17 protein-coding genes are annotated in these 15,574 nt (G+C 69.2%); 9 read left to right on the top strand and 8 right to left on the bottom strand.

The window, feature by feature from the left end; genetic code table 11:
- Positions 1-85: 85 nt before the first annotated feature.
- The 8 genes from RZ84_RS29145 (at position 86) to RZ84_RS29110 (ending at position 6,226) form a co-directional block, all read left to right on the top strand.
- Positions 86-697 (top strand): WhiB family transcriptional regulator, encoded by a 612-nt coding sequence (locus RZ84_RS29145; RefSeq protein ID WP_043267159.1) that lies wholly within the window; start codon positions 86-88, stop codon positions 695-697.
- Positions 694-2,043 (top strand): DUF2637 domain-containing protein, encoded by a 1,350-nt coding sequence (locus tag RZ84_RS29140; protein ID WP_043267157.1) that lies wholly within the window; start codon positions 694-696, stop codon positions 2,041-2,043. Before RZ84_RS29145 ends, RZ84_RS29140 begins: the two co-directional genes overlap by 4 nt.
- On the top strand, positions 2,040-2,231 hold the full coding sequence (locus RZ84_RS29135) for a hypothetical protein (RefSeq protein WP_043267155.1): 192 nt from the start codon (positions 2,040-2,042) through the stop codon (positions 2,229-2,231). The genes RZ84_RS29140 and RZ84_RS29135 overlap by 4 nt, the downstream gene beginning before the upstream one ends.
- Before the next feature lie 83 nt (positions 2,232-2,314).
- On the top strand, positions 2,315-2,563 hold the full coding sequence (locus RZ84_RS29130; protein ID WP_043267153.1) for a hypothetical protein: 249 nt from the start codon (positions 2,315-2,317) through the stop codon (positions 2,561-2,563).
- 149 nt (positions 2,564-2,712) lie between these two features.
- A complete protein-coding gene (locus RZ84_RS29125) occupies positions 2,713-3,195 on the top strand; it encodes a plasmid mobilization protein (protein WP_241777902.1) in 483 nt (160 codons plus the stop codon).
- Positions 3,192-4,916, top strand: a complete 1,725-nt coding sequence (locus tag RZ84_RS29120; protein ID WP_043267151.1) for a relaxase/mobilization nuclease domain-containing protein — start codon at positions 3,192-3,194, stop codon at positions 4,914-4,916. Before RZ84_RS29125 ends, RZ84_RS29120 begins: the two co-directional genes overlap by 4 nt.
- Before the next feature lie 80 nt (positions 4,917-4,996).
- Positions 4,997-5,440: a hypothetical protein gene (locus RZ84_RS29115; RefSeq protein WP_043267149.1), complete on the top strand. Its 444-nt coding sequence runs from the start codon at positions 4,997-4,999 to the stop codon at positions 5,438-5,440.
- A gap of 81 nt (positions 5,441-5,521) precedes the next feature.
- Positions 5,522-6,226 (top strand): hypothetical protein, encoded by a 705-nt coding sequence (locus RZ84_RS29110; protein ID WP_043267147.1) that lies wholly within the window; start codon positions 5,522-5,524, stop codon positions 6,224-6,226.
- A 106-nt stretch (positions 6,227-6,332) separates the two neighbouring features.
- Here RZ84_RS29110 and RZ84_RS29105 read toward each other — a convergent pair whose 3' ends face one another.
- Genes RZ84_RS29105 through RZ84_RS37200 form a run of 8 tightly spaced genes read right to left on the bottom strand, consistent with a single transcriptional unit; the run spans position 6,333 to position 13,883 of the window.
- Positions 6,333-7,130, bottom strand: coding sequence for a phosphotransferase family protein (locus RZ84_RS29105; RefSeq protein ID WP_157878932.1), 798 nt, complete (start codon positions 7,128-7,130; stop codon positions 6,333-6,335).
- Positions 7,120-7,602 carry an NUDIX domain-containing protein gene (locus RZ84_RS29100; protein WP_157878931.1) on the bottom strand — a complete coding sequence of 161 codons (483 nt, stop codon included), beginning with the start codon at positions 7,600-7,602 and terminating at the stop codon, positions 7,120-7,122. The genes RZ84_RS29105 and RZ84_RS29100 overlap by 11 nt, the downstream gene beginning before the upstream one ends.
- A gap of 38 nt (positions 7,603-7,640) precedes the next feature.
- Entirely contained in the window at positions 7,641-9,233 is a 1,593-nt protein-coding gene (locus RZ84_RS29095) for a glycosyltransferase family protein (protein ID WP_043267145.1), read from the bottom strand.
- The gene (locus RZ84_RS35265; RefSeq protein ID WP_052230220.1) at positions 9,230-10,264 is read right to left on the bottom strand and encodes a glycosyltransferase family 4 protein; all 1,035 of its coding nucleotides are present in this window, start codon (positions 10,262-10,264) and stop codon (positions 9,230-9,232) included. Before RZ84_RS35265 ends, RZ84_RS29095 begins: the two co-directional genes overlap by 4 nt.
- The gene (locus tag RZ84_RS29085; RefSeq protein WP_063772715.1) at positions 10,249-10,824 is read right to left on the bottom strand and encodes a P-loop NTPase family protein; all 576 of its coding nucleotides are present in this window, start codon (positions 10,822-10,824) and stop codon (positions 10,249-10,251) included. The genes RZ84_RS35265 and RZ84_RS29085 overlap by 16 nt, the downstream gene beginning before the upstream one ends.
- Positions 10,821-11,906: a phosphoenolpyruvate carboxykinase (ATP) gene (locus RZ84_RS29080; RefSeq protein WP_043267142.1), complete on the bottom strand. Its 1,086-nt coding sequence runs from the start codon at positions 11,904-11,906 to the stop codon at positions 10,821-10,823. Before RZ84_RS29080 ends, RZ84_RS29085 begins: the two co-directional genes overlap by 4 nt.
- Positions 11,903-13,318 carry a protoporphyrinogen/coproporphyrinogen oxidase gene (locus RZ84_RS29075; RefSeq protein WP_043267140.1) on the bottom strand — a complete coding sequence of 472 codons (1,416 nt, stop codon included), beginning with the start codon at positions 13,316-13,318 and terminating at the stop codon, positions 11,903-11,905. Before RZ84_RS29075 ends, RZ84_RS29080 begins: the two co-directional genes overlap by 4 nt.
- 55 nt (positions 13,319-13,373) lie before the next feature.
- Positions 13,374-13,883 (bottom strand): ATP-binding protein, encoded by a 510-nt coding sequence (locus RZ84_RS37200; protein ID WP_347232793.1) that lies wholly within the window; start codon positions 13,881-13,883, stop codon positions 13,374-13,376.
- A gap of 277 nt (positions 13,884-14,160) precedes the next feature.
- Here RZ84_RS37200 and RZ84_RS29065 point away from each other — a divergent pair, with 277 nt between their 5' ends.
- The gene (locus tag RZ84_RS29065; protein ID WP_198540065.1) at positions 14,161-15,570 is read left to right on the top strand and encodes a hypothetical protein; all 1,410 of its coding nucleotides are present in this window, start codon (positions 14,161-14,163) and stop codon (positions 15,568-15,570) included.
- Positions 15,571-15,574 lie beyond the last annotated feature (4 nt).

Below are 15,574 nucleotides of genomic sequence, written 5' to 3'. Positions count from 1 at the left end.
GCCGCACCCTGCCCCGCCTCGCCGCACACCGCAGCACCGCGGTGCTGCCTTGCCCGCCTTCTGACGAGGCAACCCGGAGACTTCCTTGCGCTACATCACCACCAACGACTCCCCCGCACCGGACCTGCGGGGAATCGCCGACCACAGCTGGCACCCCCGGGGCGAATGCCACGGCATGGCCCCGGCCCGCGCCGACAAACTGTTCTTTCACACGCCCCGAGACCACCAGGCCATCGCAGAGGCCAAGTCCCTGTGCGGCCGGTGCCCGGTCAAGAAGGACTGCTTCAACTACGCGATCGACAACCAGATCCGCTACGGCATCTGGGGCGGGCTGACCGACAAGGAGCGCCAGCCCTGGCTCGCGAAACTGCGCAAGCGCGTGGACTACGGCCGCGTGCGCGCTGCCCTCCACGGCCGCGATGTCCACCTCAGCACCGCAGAGCGCAGCACCTTCATCCACCACGCCAACCTGCGTGGCTGGAGCCCGGAACTCGTGGCATACCTCCTGAGCGCCGACCTCGAATGGATCCGCGACCTGATGCGCGAAGCCGGCCACGTCGTCGAGGACCGGGACCGCTACTGGGACTTGGAGGAGGACGACGACGGCGAAGAGAACGACGACGCGGACGACACGACCGACGGCCCATGTCGGCTGCAGACCCACGCCCTGATCGCCTCGCTCGGAAAGGCTGCATGACCCCCACCGCTGCACACCCCGCCGTCGCACCTGTCGGAACCTGGGACCGCCTCGCCATCGTGGCCCTCGGCTTCGCCGGATGCGCCCTCAGCTACGACGCCTTGCAGCAGATGGCTGTCGCCATCCACATCCGCGGATTCCTCACCTACCTCTTCCCGCTCGTGATCGACGGCTTCATCGCCTATGGCGTACGCGCCCTGCTGGTCCTCGCCCAAGCCCCATGGCAGGCGCGGCTGTACATATGGACGCTCTTCGGCACCGCCACCGCCGCGAGCATCTGGGCCAATGCCCTGCACGCGGTCCGCCTCAACCAGCAGACCACCCACTCCGGTCTGCGTCTGAGCGACACGGTCGTCGCGGTGCTCTCTACCCTCGCCCCGCTCGCCCTGGCCGGCGCGGTCCACCTGTACATCCTCATCACCCGCCACCACCCGGGCGTCGAGGTTCCGGTGGACCACACAAGGGAGGTTGCCGAGGAACGGACCGCGAGCGCGGACCAACCAAGGAGCTTGGTCCGACGCATGTGGACCAAGCTGCGCCGCCGAGGTAATGATCCACAGACCACGGACCGTGCCCGGCGGACCACGGACCACCAGACCGACTCGGCCCCCGCGGACCACGTTGCTACGGCGGCAGATCAGCAAACCAAACGCACCCCGGAGCGCGCGGACCAAGACGCGGACCACGCCGCAGCCCGACCGGCAGACCACGACGCGCCTGCCGCAGACCGGCTGACCGCCTCCGGTCCGCCGGAGGGCACACGTCAGTGGCGGACCAGCAGCGCCACGGGTCAACCGGCTGACAGCTCACCCCGTCGGGCGGACCACGAGCACGGACGAGCCGAAGAGCTTGGTCCGGCGCATGTGGACCAAGGCGCTCCGGCGGACCAGGACCACCTGCGGACCACGGACCACACCGCGCGGACCGCGGACCAGCCGACGGAATCCGGCCCCACGGACCACGACGGTCCGGCTCCGGACCAGCGGACCGCCCCCACCCCGGCGGACCACGACGCGGACCATACGACGGACCAACCGGCGGACCAGGACGAGGACGACTCCTCCGGCGGACCGCAGGGGGCACGGACCGCGGACCGCGGTGACGCCCCGGCTACGCCGCGGGCCAAGCCAACGGACCAGGACGACGAGGTCCCATGGGAAGTGAAGGTCGAGGTCGCCCGCAAAGCCGCCCTCGAAGAAGGCCGGATGACCCGCCAAGCCATCCGACCGCACCTGCGGCGCAACAACATCAGCATCAGCAACGCGCTGTTCAGCGACCTCCAGGCCGCCCTGTACGCGGACCCGGCACTCGCCCACCTGCCCCACCCCGCAAGGAAGGCCCGATGAAGACGTGCGCGCGCTTCGAGCGCATCAAGAACGGCTATGAGCAGGACATCGCATGCCTGCGCCAGTACGCCGCAGCCAACAAGGGCACACCGGCGGCCAAGGCCAACACGACGATCGCCCTCACCATGAAGGGGCGCATGGCCAGGGCCCTCGTTCGACACTTCGACCACTGCCCGATATGCGGATGAGGGGGCGATAGCCGCAGGTCAATCGCCCTATCTACTCCCTGCGACGCGGTGGCCCGGCCTGGTACCGGGCCACCGCCCCGACCATGGAGGTCACCATCCGCTCCCACAACACCCGCGCCTCGATCCCGACCGCAGCCGAAGCGAGCGCCTGGGCAGAGGTCCTGGTCCGCCACCACCTCCTGCACGCGGCCGTCCTGACGCCGAGCGGCCAGTGGCTCGTGCAGACCGCTCCCAGGACGCCGGTCCGTGTCCTGGACGGGCCGGCCGCCATGGTCGGTCTTGCCGCCCAGATCCAGCACCGCACCCGCACCGCGAGGAACCGCACCCGATGACGAGCCCGAATGAACGCCAGCCCCATCCCCCTGCAGAGTCGGTCACGAACTCGGTCTCGCGGGGAGCAAGTTGGGGCGGAAGCGTAGCTTCCGCCGACCCCGCCCCCAAGGGGGCGGGAGCGGACCAGCACCAGGGGGCGCAGGTCCGAGTGGCTTCGACCGAGGGCGGACCGAAGCCTGGGCAGGACAAGAACCAACCGAACCGCCGCCGTCGCCGCTCCCCCGCCGCGCCGCGCGCCCGTCAGCGCCCGCGCCAGCCGCGCGAGAAGAAGCGTCTGCACCAGCCCAATGCCCGCTTCAACGATGAAGAGTTCGCCCTGATCAAGTCCGCCGCCGCCAAGTCGAATCTGTCCGTCGCCGGCTTCCTCGCCCGCTCCGCGCTGCGCGCCGCCCGTGACCTTGACCGCACCGCCGCTGAGATCGCCGACGACCGCGAAGTTCTCACCGCACTGTTCGACTCCCGCCGCCGTCTCGGCTGGGCGGGCAGCAACCTCAACCAAGCCGTCAAGGCACTCAACTCCGGTGCCGAAGCACCGCAGCTCGAAGCGACCATCGCCGCCGTCCGTGCCGCAGCCGGCCGCGTCCATGAGGCGGCCACCCAGCTCATCGCCCGCCAGCAGACCCCGGCATGATCCCCAGCATCAACGAGTCCGGCGACAAGACCATCGGCCTGCTCCACTACCTGTATGGCCCCGGGCGTGCCGAGGAGCACGTCGACCCCCACCTCGTCGCATCCTTCGACGGCATGGCGCCCGACCCCGGCCGCGCCGACGACTTCGCAGCCGCCATCAGGGACTTGGCGCTCCTGCTCGATCAGCCCGTCCAGGCCCTGCCGCCGCACGCGCGGCCCGCCAAGCACGTGTGGCACACCTCGGTGCGCGCCGCTCCCGGCGACCGCGCCCTGTCCGACGACGAATGGGCGGACATCGCCCGCCGGGTGGTTGCTGCCACCGGCATCGATCCCGGCGACGGCGAGCCCGGCTGCCGCTGGGCGGCCGTACGCCACGCGGACGATCACATCCACATCGTCGCCACGCGCGTGTGCGAGGACGGCAGCAGCCCCGACGACTTCCGCTCCTACAAGCGGGCCCAGGCCGAATGCCGTCTCATCGAGAAGGAGTTGGGGCTGACCTTGGTCAACGCCGGCGACGGCACCGCCGCCAAGCGGCCCACCAGCGCGGAGCGCCACAAAGCGGAGCGTCAGGGCCGGGAGCAGACCGCCCGTGAGGAACTGCGCGAGACCGTGCGCCGCGCGGTGGCCGGCGCCCAGAGCGAGGCGGAGTTCTTCGACCGGCTGGCAACCGCCGGTCTGCTGGTCCGCAAGCGCTTCGCGCCCTCCGGTGACCTGCTCGGCTACAAAGTCGCGCTGACCGACGACCGCAACAAGGACGACGAACCGGTCTTCTTCCCCGGCTCCACCCTCGCCCCCGACCTCTCCCTGCCACGTATCCGCGAACGCTGGTCCGCCGACGCACAGCAAGACCCCACCGCTGCCCTGGACGACCCCACCAGTACACCGAACGGTCCGGCACGAGCACGACGCCGCGCGGCAACCGCGGCATGGCAAGCGGTCCTGGTCATCGACCACGGCAACGACCACCAGGCCGCGGCACACATCGCGGCAGCCGGGGAGGTCCTCGACGCCCTCGCCAAGACATCCGCCGCCCACACCCGCAAGCAACTGCGTGAGGCGGCACGCGCCTTCGAGCGAGCCTCCCGCTCCCACGTACGGGCCGAGCGCGGACACGACCGCGCCCTGCGCCAAGCCGCCCACGACCTCGTCTACGCGGGGCCCGCCCTCGGCCGCGGCGAGGACGGCGCAACCACCGCCATGGTGATCGACATGGTCGCCTTCCTGGTCATCACCGCTGCCCACTGGCACGGCAAGAGGAACCACGCCCAGCAGGCCGCCGCCGCCCGCAAGGCCGCCGAACACCTACGCGCCGCCTACCAGTCCGCCGCCCAGCACCCGATGGCCATCCTGCACCACCGTGGGCGCCGCCTCTCCCAGCCCCTCCAGCACCGCCAGGCGGCCCACCTGCGCCAGGCAGTGCCGGAGCTAGCCGAGCAGATCCTCGCCGAGCCCGGCTGGCACGCGCTCGCCGCCACCCTCGCCGACGCCGAAGCCGCCGGCCACGAGCCCGCCGCGCTGCTCGCCGAGGCCGTCGCGCGACGCGAACTGGACACCGCCGACTCGGTCAGCGACGTACTGGTATGGCGACTGCGGCGCATGGCCGACCTGCCCGCCGACGCCTCCGCCATGCCCGAGGCCACCTCCGCCACGCCCCAAACCACCGGACGGCCGAAGCGCCCCTCCCCGCAGCGCAGCAACCGGCCGGGGAAACCTAGATGATTCCCGAATTTGCAAGTTGCGGCAGGTCAGGGACCTAGTGCACTCTCCGTGTGGCCGATGAACGACGAAGAGGGGGACACATGTTTCGACGACGTGCCGACCGCGAGTTCCGCGAAGCCCAGCGCGCCAGCCAGACCCTGCTGAAGATGCACACGAACTGGCCAGCGCCCGACTTCGCCAGCCCGGCCCCCGAGTCGGCGCCGACCTCCCCGCTCGTCGAGGAGGTACCCGACTTCCTGCCACCGGACCTTCGCCTGCCCTCCCGCCAAGAGGTCGAGGGCTTGATGATGCGCTGGGAGCAGCCGCTCGTTATCGACGGCGAGGTCCGCGAGTGTCCGCAGTGCGGCGCATACCGTGACTGGATCGTCTTCAGTATGCGCGACGACACGATCTGGTTGCGCTGCCGCTCCGGCCACAGCACCGCCGAACCGCGCCTGGACCCGGCCTGGTACAACCGCAACTCCGGCCCGGTCGACCAGTGGCACCCCACCCTGAACGACGGCCTGCGTCACCTCGGCCACTGACCTTCTTACCCCCTATCCGCCGACACGCCTCACGCGTCGGCCCAGTCAGACCATCCGCTCCGCGCACCCCGGGGGTTTCGCATGCGTCGCCACACCGCCACCGCTCTCGTCCTGACCACGCTCACCGCACTCACTGTTGCTGGCTGCTCCAACGACAGCGCCAGCACCTCCGCTTCCTCCAGCGCATCGTCACCGGCCACCTCCACACCCCGAAACGGAGACAGCGCACCGGATGCCGAGCCCCTTTCCTCGGCCGCCCTGAGCAAGCGACTGCTGACCGTGGAGGACCTGGGCGAGGGCTACGTACGCAAGGCGGAGCGTGCCCAGCACAATGACGACGTCACGGTGCTCGGCTGTCCCGCACTGGACAAACTGGGCGGGGATGCGGCCACCGGCGGAACCCTCAACTTCCCCCGCAAAGTGAAGGTCGCGTTCTCCTACGGCGCCGCCAGTACCTCCGAGGTGAGTGAAGAGCTGTACAGCGACACAGCGCAGAAGCTGTCTGAGGGCGTTGGCCGCATCTTCGACGCGATGGCTTCCTGCCCGAAGTACCAGGTCGTCTCGGGCAGCACCTCCATCGACATGACCACGCAGAAGACAGCCGCACCGCGCCTGGGCGACGAGCGGTGGAGCCAGCTGCTCACCTACTCCACCGGCGGGCAGCGCAGCATTGTCAAGCAGACGGCCGTCCGGACTGGCGGCGTGTTGGTCATCCTCACCGGCAGCCCGGGCCTTGTTGACGCCCATGTGGAGAAGGCCGTCGACAAGGTTCACCGCGCGGAATGAGTCCGATGCCCTTCTGGCCCAGGCGAAGGCAACGCACGGACCGTGTTGAGCGGCGGGCCTTCGACCTTTGGCCAGAAGAAGCCGGGGGTGTCGAAGATGTCTTGCCTCACCTCCAGCTGAGTAGCCTCTTGGCTGCCCGTTCTCGTACGGCGCCGTCTGTGCTCAGGGCGGCGTCGGCGACTAGATGGATATGCCAGTACAGATGGAGTCGGCTTTCGGTGGTGGGGTCCGGCTGGCTGGCGAGGGCGAGTACGGGGGTGGGGTCGTCGAGGTCGAGGCGTACGGCGAGGCGGGCGAGGTCGGACCGAAGGTCGCCGAAGATGGCCAACTCCCAGTCGATGAGCAGCCGGGAACCAACGGGTTCGCGAAGGAGGTGGCCTGGCTGCAGGTCGTGGTGCAGCAGCACTGGCTGGATGGTGTTTTCGCCGGCCTCGACTTCTTGGTGGAGGAGTCGGACCGTGGCGCGCAGAGCCGGGGCAGCTGTGGCATACGTGTGCAGGCGGTTGTGGAGGTAGTCGGTCCAGCGGCGGTATTGCCGGGCGCTGACGAGGCGGCCGAAGTGGGTGCCGGGGATGCGGTGGATGGCGGCCAGAGGTTCGGCGAGGTCCGCCAGGAGCCGGTCGACGGGCACAGGCTTCGCGTGAAGTGCGGTCTGTGCGGTCCATGGAGGGGTGCTGCTGCCGCTGGACGCGGCGAGTAGCTGCGGAGCTGGGGCATGGTGCGTGGCCATGAGGCGGAGAGCGGCAGCTTCGTTGGCGGCGCGGCTCGGGTCGCCGTAGTGCTTGAGGATGTACGGCGTCGGTCCGCCCACCGACCAGACGCGGTTGGCCTGGCCGGTGGTGATGTCGCGGGCGTTGAGTGGGACGCGGCCGTCTATGCCGTCCATGGTGCTGTCAGGCGACATCGCCGAGGTAGGTGTCGGGGGGCGTGGGCGCCGCGGTGAGGGTGGCGATGGGCTGGCGGATGGCATGCGGGAGCAGGTTGATGGCGGGGATTTTGCCCAGCGGTACCCATTCCAGGCCGGTCTGCACTTCGTCTTGGGAGTGGCCGCCGAGTTGGCCGGGGTCGCTGGTGGGGGTGCACAGGAAGATCGCTTCGATGCGGTGGGTGTTGGCTTCGCTTACGGGGTGGTCGTGGTGGGCGCCGATGTATTCGCGGAGCCACAGCAGGCACTCGACGGTGATGGTCAGGCCGGTTTCCTCGTCGACTTCGCGGCGGACGGCGTCGCTGAGACTCTCTCCGGGGTGTTGGCCGCCTCCGGGGAGGAAGTAGCACTCCTGGTCGTCCCAGACGGCACGCATGAGCAGGACGTGGCCGTCGTGGAGGATGACGGCTTTGGCGGAAGTGCGGATTTCGGGGGTGGCGGGCTCGGTCACGTTCTGGTCCAACTTCCTCGTGCGGATAGCGTGGTGCTTTAGCGTTCAGTTTTGCCGAAGGTAGTCGGGTGTCCGGTGATGTGGCGGAGAATCATCCGCCAGGGGCCGGCGAGGCGGATGAACGGTTGGGCGGGGCTGCTTGCGATCAGCGCCGCGCTCCGGCCGCGCGTAGGGCGTGGGGCGGCAGCGATGTGGCTGGTCGGGGGAACGACCGCGGCATGGAGGGCAGGGGCCAGCTTGATGAGTCGGGCGGTCAGGACGGGGCCGTGCAGCAAGAGACCCGCGAGAGCGAGTGCGGAGCACAGGGGGCCGGACCAGCAGGCGGAGATGACCACGGCTGCGATCAGTGGGGCGGCGGTGACCCAGGCGATCTCGTCGGCCCATTCCCGGAGTACCAGGAGTGCCTTGCCACTGCGGGGGAGGGTGCTCGGCAGGTGAGCGACGGCCTTCGCATGGCGGTCTGGTCGGGCTGAGGTGAGGAAGGCGAGCGCGTGGAGGTTGGTCAGGCCGCGTGGCTCGGTATAGGGCTCGTCCAGGACGGCGACGGGGGCGGGTGCGATGTCGGCACCGAGGAGGGAGAGGCGGTGGCCGGTGCCGAGATCCTCCATGGGTTCGGGGAAGCCACCGAGGTCTCGCACGGTCGGCAGGTGGACAGTCATGCCGCAGCCGACGCCGTAGACCATTGGCCGCATCAATGTCCGTACAGGGCTTGCAACTTGGGTGGTGGTGAGCCATTGCGTCAGGCGGATGCGGGCGAGCTCGATGCCGAGTGAGCGGCGGAGTTGGTAGAGCCATTCTCCCTCCAGGAGCAGGCCGGTGGCGCCGGACGGGAAGGGGCGGCGACCGAGCAGTGGCAGGCGCTGCTGCTGGATCAGGGACGGTGGCCGGCCGGTGAGCGCCCTGTGGCGAGTGGCTGTCTCGGCGAATGACATCAACGTACGGACGTCTGGGATGGCGTCGGCGTCGTAGACGCAGAGGAAGGTGTTGTCCGCGTCGTTCTCGTCGTGCCAGCCGAGGGGGCCGAGGATCTTTTCGAGGTGCTCGGCGGCGTGGTTGAGCTGTCCGGCTTTGCGGCCACCGGTGTCTGGTTGGTGGAGGTGTACCAGGCGCAGCCCGACGGCCGGCTGGTCTTCGGCGAGGGCGGCGATGGTTTCGCGGGTCGTGGGTTCGGCGTCATACAGCTCGGTGAGGAGGGCGAGGCGCTTCTCCGTGGGAGCGGCGTTGACCTGGTCCGCGATGTCGCTGCAGTTGGCGCGGGGGAACAGCCCGTGCAGTTGCGCTTCGTTGAGGTGGCTGGTGGCTGCCAGGGCCGGAAGGCGGTCGCGGTCGCGATGGCGGGCGTTCTCTTCGCGTTCGGTGGTGATGGCGATGACCGCTGCACGTTCTCGTGGGTAGTCGAGGGCGGTGAAGACGGCGATCGTCTCGGGGGCGAGGGCTTGCTCGCGGAGCATGGGCAGCAGGACCACCAGCCACGGCCCGTCCTCGTCGGCCGGGGCGGGGTCTCGGTGTGCGTTGTCCAGCAGCCACCGGGCACAGAGTTCGACCGCGACGAGGGCCCAGAGGGCGCGGGCCAACAGGAGGGTGAGCAGGACGGGGACGGAGTAGTGGAGCCAGAGTTGGGCGATCGTCATTGTTCGTCCTCCAGCAGGCGGTAGACGGCGCGGACTTGCTCTGCGATGCGCGGCCAGGCGAAGAGCTCGGCGCGCTCTCGGGCTGCGGCACGTCGTGCGGCATGGGCGGCGGTGCCGAGTTCGCCAAGGAGGGTTTCGACGGCTTCGGCGGCGGCAGCAGCGTCACCGGGCGGTGCGAGGAGAGTGGCCGGGCCGTAGCCGGTGTAGTACGAGATGCCGCCGGTGTCGGTGGCGACGACCGGGGTTCCGCAGGCCAGGGCTTCCAGGAGTGCGTTGTTGGCGGTTGCGTCCGTCAGGGGGAGGAGCACGGCCGCGGCCTGGCGGTAGAGCCGGGTAAGCGTGAGTTCGCTGATTCCTTCCAGCACGTGCACGGCTGGGTGCCAGGTGCGTTGGTCAGCCTGACGGGTGACGACGACGAGTTCGATGTCGTTGTCGTGCCGTTGGTGGAGCTGGTCGTGGACGGTGTCCAGGACGTCCCAATCGCGTAGCCACCAGCCCACGGTCAGGACCAGTGGCCGGGTGTCGGGCTCCGGGACGCCTGCCGGTGTGAAGGCGGCGGTGTCGATGCCGTGCGGGATCAGGTGCACGCGCTCCTCGGGCAGGTGGTCGGCGAAGAAGGCCCGCTGGTCGGGAGCGAGGGTGATGATCTGGCTTGCGTGTGCGGAGAGTCGCCGCCAGTTCGTGGCCGGCATGAAGCGGGTCAGGTGTGCGGGTGGCTGGTGATAGGTGACGGCGGTGGGGCCCGGTCGGTGGCGGGAGAACCAGAACTGCTCGTCGCCGTAGAGGACGTGGGCGGGCCCACGCCGGGAGAGGACGCGTACATCTGTGGCGAAGTGTTCGGCGGGGTAGAAGGGCAAGGGGCAGCGGCGGCGAAGCCAGCGGTGGGCCACGGCGGCGATCTTCTGGCTGGTGATTCCCTGCGGCGCGGTGATCCGCTCGGTTTCCGGCAGGTAGTCAAGGAGCCGGTCGTAGCCTCCGTGGTGACTGTGCCAGGGGACGCGGACGGCCGAGGCGATCACGGTGTGCGGCACGGTGCCACCACCTTCGTAGCTGTGGGCAGCAGACCCAGGTCGCGGAGCGCCGGTGCAACTGCCGCGGGTCTGGTGAGGCGCAGGACGGGCAGCCCGTGGGGCTTGTTGGGGCCGAGGTGGTGGTGCCAGCGGCGGCGGTGCTGGCGGTGATGGGCCGGACCCCAGAGGAGAATCGAGTCCTGGGCGAACAGGTGCCGGAACGTCTCCCGGTTGCCGGCGAACAGTTCCTCGCCGCGAGCGGCTCGCCGGAATGAGCGCTTGAGGAGGCGGGGAAGGCAGGTACGTAGGGGGAGGTCGAGCCAGATTGCCAGCGCGGCGTGGGCCAGCAGCATCTCGCCGGCAGGCCCGCTGTAGTTGCCGTCGGCGATCCAGGTTTCTGTGCCGAGCGCGTCTCTGACCCGGTTCTGGAAGGTCTTGGCGTCGACTGGTGTCCAGCCCGCTCCCCAGAACAGGTTGTCGAGGTCCAAGTGAGGCAGTCCCGTGTGTTCGGCGATCTCGGTGGCGAGGGTGGATTTTCCGGAGGCCACGGGACCTACGAGGGCGATGCGTTTCGGGATCATGAGAGCCTCCTGGCGATGGTGTCGGCGAGGCGTTCCAGCAGGTGGGGAATGCGAACGCCGGCGGTGATCCTGAACACCGGGACTTTCGCGACCAGGTCGTCCAGTGCCTGGGCGGCCTGAGCGCGCAGACCGTCCACCGAGTGGTTCCGATGTGCGAACCACGGGTGGAGCCAGTCCTCGTCGTCAGGGGTGCAGCACGCTGCGGCCAACTCGGCACGTGCGGGTTCGCCGTGGAGGCGCCGGATGCTGAGCGGGGTGTCGTCGTCGCGAAGCCGGGGCAGAAGCGCGAGCCGTAGTGGAGCGCCTTCGCGGACCTGGGCCGCGAAGGCGGCGGCGAAGTCCCGCGGGGTGCAGCTCGCCTTCTGATCCGTACCGAACGTTCGGGGAAGCACCCTGTGGGGTGGCAGGGCCTCGCGCGGGGCCAGGGCGGAGAGTGTGCCTCCGGCGATGCGCGTGGACAGCGGGACGCCGATGACGTCGGCTGCGTTCTGTGTGAGCATCGCGCGGTCGGAGGCCACTAGGTCCGCGCGGCGGTGGCAGGCGAGGGCGGTGAGCACGGTGGTCTTGCCGGCCGTGGTCGGTCCGGCGATGAGCACTCCGTGCCCTTCGACGGACGCCGCGGCGGCGTGGAATGCGCTCCAGCCCCGGTCTTCACCGCACCGCATCACGACTTCCCGGATGACGCGCAGCAGATAGCGCTCTCCGCGGTGTGCATCAGGGTGGAGGACGATGTGCAGGCGGCCGGTGGAGTCGTGAGCGTAGAGATGGTCCTGGGCCAGATGTGAGCAGGGGTGAGGGCGCCACCACTCCACGCCACCCACCCGCGACCACAGGTACGGCTCGCCGCGGAACGGCTCGACGCACCGGCTTTGCACCGTCTGGAGACGGGCGGCCCGGTCTACGAACAGCTCGCGATTGTTGCGGACGCGGATGCGGGTCAATCTTCCACAGAGTGGGGACAGCGTGGTCTCGGGAACGAAGCTCTGCAGATGAGTGCGCTGTTCAACGGCGAAGTCCTCGTCCACCTCAACATCGAAGACGTGTCCGGCGAAGGTGACGGACGTCGTCATGCTGGTGGTCATGAGCGGCTCCCCGCAGGAACCGCGTCCTGGCTGCCGAGAAGTTCCTCAGTGGTTCCCGTGACCAGGCGGCGTGCGAGATCGATGCCCATCTTCACCGCGTGGTCCATGTTGCCGATCTCGTACCGCCAGGTACCGAACCGGCCGCGAGGGTAGATCGCCTGGTCTTCCAGCCATGGCACCGTCAACGCCAGCGCCGCATCCCGGTCCAGGGTGGGGATCGGGTAGGCGTACGGGATCACCTCCACATGAGCGGTGGCCAGCTCTGCCAGCCCGGGGACCAGACGATGCCGCCGCAGCGCAGCATCGGCGGCTTTCACCAGGGCACGCCGGTTGACCCGAGTCCCGGACATCACGGAGATCTCCGTCATCCATGAGCTGAAGGCAGTGGTATCGGCGCCGGGGACGTTGGCAGGCGCGTACTTGCTGAAGTTGGTGGCGCGGTAAAACGGCACGTCGTCCTCGGGGAAGTAGAACCATGACCGCTCGTCCAGGGTGGGGGCCCGGTAGCCGAGGCCGACCATGGCGACGGTGGTGTGCTTCAGCCGACGAGCCGCCTCCCGCATGTCGGGCGGGCTCGTCGTCATGGCGACAAGTCGGTCCAGCGGCAAAGTGGCCACGACCTGGTCGTAAGGCACCGCCTCCCCGCTCTCCAGCCGCACGAGGCGGGCGTCGAGGTCAATCGATGCGGCCGGGGTGCGGGTGCGGACTCGGTTGCCAAGACGGGCGCCCAGTCGGCGCCAGATCTCCCCGGTACCCCCGACAGAGGGGAAGGCGAACGTGGAGTTCGGCCCCCACCGAGGCACGGGGGCCGCGACGCCGTAGAAGGCCGCCAGGATCTCGTCGAGGTCGACCGGCGCCACTCGCTCCGCGACCCAACTCGCGCTCATCTTCTCCGGCGAGATCGCCCAGACCTTGGTGTTGTACGGGGCGAAGAAACGCTCGACGAGACCGCTTCCGTACTGAGCCTGGAGCCACGTCGCGAAGTCCGTATCGGTCGGCAGGGTCTGCTCACGCTGCCGGCAGGCATGGGCCAGCGACCGCAGGCACGCATCGGCGTCGGCCTGCGGCAAGCAGTGGAGGTGCTGCTGGAAGGGATAGGGCACCCAGCGGTCGCGGAACCGGATATACGAGGACCGGTCGTGATGCAGCAGCTCATGCGGCGCGAACAGCTCACCCAGGATCCGGTCGAACTCCCCGAAGTGGGAGAAGACCACGTGGCCACCCAAGTCCCAGGTGAAGCCGGCGCGATCGACCACGGAAGACGCAAGCCCTCCGACGCTGGGCGCCGCCTCCAGCAGCGTCCAGTTGCGGTGACCGAGCCGATCCAGTTCGTCCGCGCATCCCAGTCCGCAGGGGCCAGCTCCGAGGATGACGATGCGGCCGGGCGGTAAGGGCTGTCGGGCCTTGGGCATGAATTTCTCTTTTCTGTAGGGAAGTTCGTGCTTGGCGTTGGTGTGGCGCGCCAGGTCAGGTCTCGCGATTGGGCGTGCGAGGGCCAGGGTCAGTGATCTTGAAGGTGAGCCAGACGGTCTTGCCGAGGCGGTGCTGGTGGTCCACGCCCCACTCGTCGGACAGTTCGTCAACCAGGAGCAGTCCGCGGCCCGAGGGATCATCGAGGCTCGGATGCTTTCGACGGGGCCGGCCTGGCCCCAGGTCGTGAACCTCCAGCCGAACCACCGGGCCACTGATGGCCAGCCGTGCCCGGAATCCGATGCTGGGCGGGCCTGCATGTACGAGCGCGTTGGTGGCGACCTCTGACAGGCACAGACACACGTCATCGAGTCGGTCCCGGACGCCCCAAGCCGACAGAGTCTCGACGGCGAACTTTCGTGCCTCACTTACGGACGAGCCGCGGTGAGGAAAGGACTGCTCTTGCCACAGGGGCAGGCCACTGCCACTCCACCTTGCCTCCGTGCTCCGGGTCTCGGTACGGGGATCTGCCTGTCGCTGCGTTGCGCTTTCTCCTGCTGCTGGCACGGTGGAACACCACCTCGTCGCTCGCGTTCAGGGCGGGCATCGAGCCTGACGGGCAAGCGGCACGCCTCACCACGACATGAGCGCCGACGTCTGATCCGGGCTTGAGGAGGCGGCCGACATGGGTACCGTCACGATGCCGCCGTCTCCACCGTCATCTCCCCGCACGCGGCAGTGCTCCCCTCCCGGATGGCGGCATTGCGGGGTTACCGTCGAACCGACGAGCCGACCGGAACCCATCGGGGGATTGATGGCTCAAAAGCCCACTCTTCTACGGACGTTGATCACCAGCCGTCACTGGCAGGTGTTCGAGACCTTCAAGCTCCACTTCGAGCGCACCGCCAACGAACTCGCCGAGCAGGACCGTGACCCGACGCTGGTCGGCCTGACGGTGTCGAAGCGGCAGTTCGAGCGGTGGTACGGCGGCGAGGTCAAGACCCGCCCCTACCCGGCCTTGTGCCGGGTGCTGGAGGCAATGTTCCGATACCCCGTCGATGTCCTACTCGGCCCGGCGCAGGAGAGCAGTGCCGCAGCCGACGCCGTCCCCCGGCTTCGGCTCGTCATGCCGACACGACCGCCGTCCTCCCCGCTCGAACCCACCGACGGAAACAGCGGCTTCGACGGCATCGAGTTCACCAACACACCCGTTCCAGGCGACAGCACCGGCCGGGACACGTTAGAGAGGCAGGTCGCCATGGCGGCTCGTCGTGCATTCCGCTTCAGCGCGATGGCAGAAGGCAGCACCATAGGTCCCGAGACCCTGGACGAACTCCACCAGGAAGTACGTCGCCTCACCGCCGCCTATCCGCGGCTGCCACTGGCCACCCTCCTCGGCGACCTCGTCGAAATCCAGGACCTCTCCTTCCACTTCCTCGAACACGGCCGCGTCCGACCCACCCAGGCCCGCGAGCTGTACCTGCTCTCCGCCATCACCTCCGGCATGCTCGCCAAGGCCAGCCACGACCTCGGCGACCCGCGATCGGCGATGACACAGGCCCGCACCGCCTACGTATGCGCTGACAACGCCGACCACCACGCCATGCGCGCCTGGGTCCGCGGCCTGCAATCCCTGATCGCCTACTGGGACAGCCGACACCACGAAGCCTCCCAATACGCCGCCCTCGGCATCTCCCAGGTGACAGGCGTAACCGGCACCAGCGCCGTATGGCTGTCCTGCTTGCACGCCCGCGCGGGAGCCGCACTCGGCGACGCGACAGCCGTACGGGAATCCCTCGCCAAGGCCGAACGGGCCCGCGACACGGCCTCCCCCGACGACCTGGACGAGTTCGGCGGCATCATGACCTTCCCCGTCCCACGCCAGCTCTACTACGCCGCCGACGCCACCGCCTGGCTGCCCGACGCCCCCGAGGCACAACAGCAGGCCGAAGCGGCCGTCGCCGCCTACCGGCAAGCCGAACCCGAAGACTGGGCATTCGGCGACCAGGCCGGAGCGCACACCGACCTCGCCCTCGCCCGCGTCCGCGCCGGAACCCTCGACGGCGTCGACGAAGCCATACGGCCCGTTCTCGACCTGCCCGCCGATCAGCGCATCAACGGCATCGTCGCCTCGGTACGGCAGGTCCACACCGCACTGCGTGATCCCCGATGGCTCACCGCACCCGAAGCCCGCACAGCACGAGAGGAGATCGAGGCATTCACAGCAGCCCCTGCTGCCGCCCTGCCCAGGTAACACC

It is taken from the genome of Streptomyces sp. CT34 (assembly GCF_000805335.1).
Taxonomy (GTDB): domain Bacteria; phylum Actinomycetota; class Actinomycetes; order Streptomycetales; family Streptomycetaceae; genus Streptomyces.
This window is presented reverse-complemented; position numbering and strand designations above follow the sequence as displayed.

Excerpts from the sequence above, each read along its gene's own strand:
- RZ84_RS29140 (WP_043267157.1), top strand. The coding sequence starts at position 694 with ATGACCCCCACCGCTGCACACCCCGCCGTCGCACCTGTCGGAACCTGG.
- RZ84_RS29135 (WP_043267155.1), top strand. The coding sequence starts at position 2,040 with ATGAAGACGTGCGCGCGCTTCGAGCGCATCAAGAACGGCTATGAGCAG.
- RZ84_RS29130 (WP_043267153.1), top strand. The coding sequence starts at position 2,315 with ATGGAGGTCACCATCCGCTCCCACAACACCCGCGCCTCGATCCCGACC.
- RZ84_RS29120 (WP_043267151.1), top strand. The coding sequence starts at position 3,192 with ATGATCCCCAGCATCAACGAGTCCGGCGACAAGACCATCGGCCTGCTC.
- RZ84_RS29115 (WP_043267149.1), top strand. The coding sequence starts at position 4,997 with ATGTTTCGACGACGTGCCGACCGCGAGTTCCGCGAAGCCCAGCGCGCC.
- RZ84_RS29110 (WP_043267147.1), top strand. The coding sequence starts at position 5,522 with ATGCGTCGCCACACCGCCACCGCTCTCGTCCTGACCACGCTCACCGCA.
- RZ84_RS29105 (WP_157878932.1), bottom strand. The coding sequence starts at position 7,130 with ATGTCGCCTGACAGCACCATGGACGGCATAGACGGCCGCGTCCCACTC.
- RZ84_RS29095 (WP_043267145.1), bottom strand. The coding sequence starts at position 9,233 with ATGACGATCGCCCAACTCTGGCTCCACTACTCCGTCCCCGTCCTGCTC.
- RZ84_RS29085 (WP_063772715.1), bottom strand. The coding sequence starts at position 10,824 with ATGATCCCGAAACGCATCGCCCTCGTAGGTCCCGTGGCCTCCGGAAAA.
- RZ84_RS29080 (WP_043267142.1), bottom strand. The coding sequence starts at position 11,906 with ATGACCACCAGCATGACGACGTCCGTCACCTTCGCCGGACACGTCTTC.
- RZ84_RS29075 (WP_043267140.1), bottom strand. The coding sequence starts at position 13,318 with ATGCCCAAGGCCCGACAGCCCTTACCGCCCGGCCGCATCGTCATCCTC.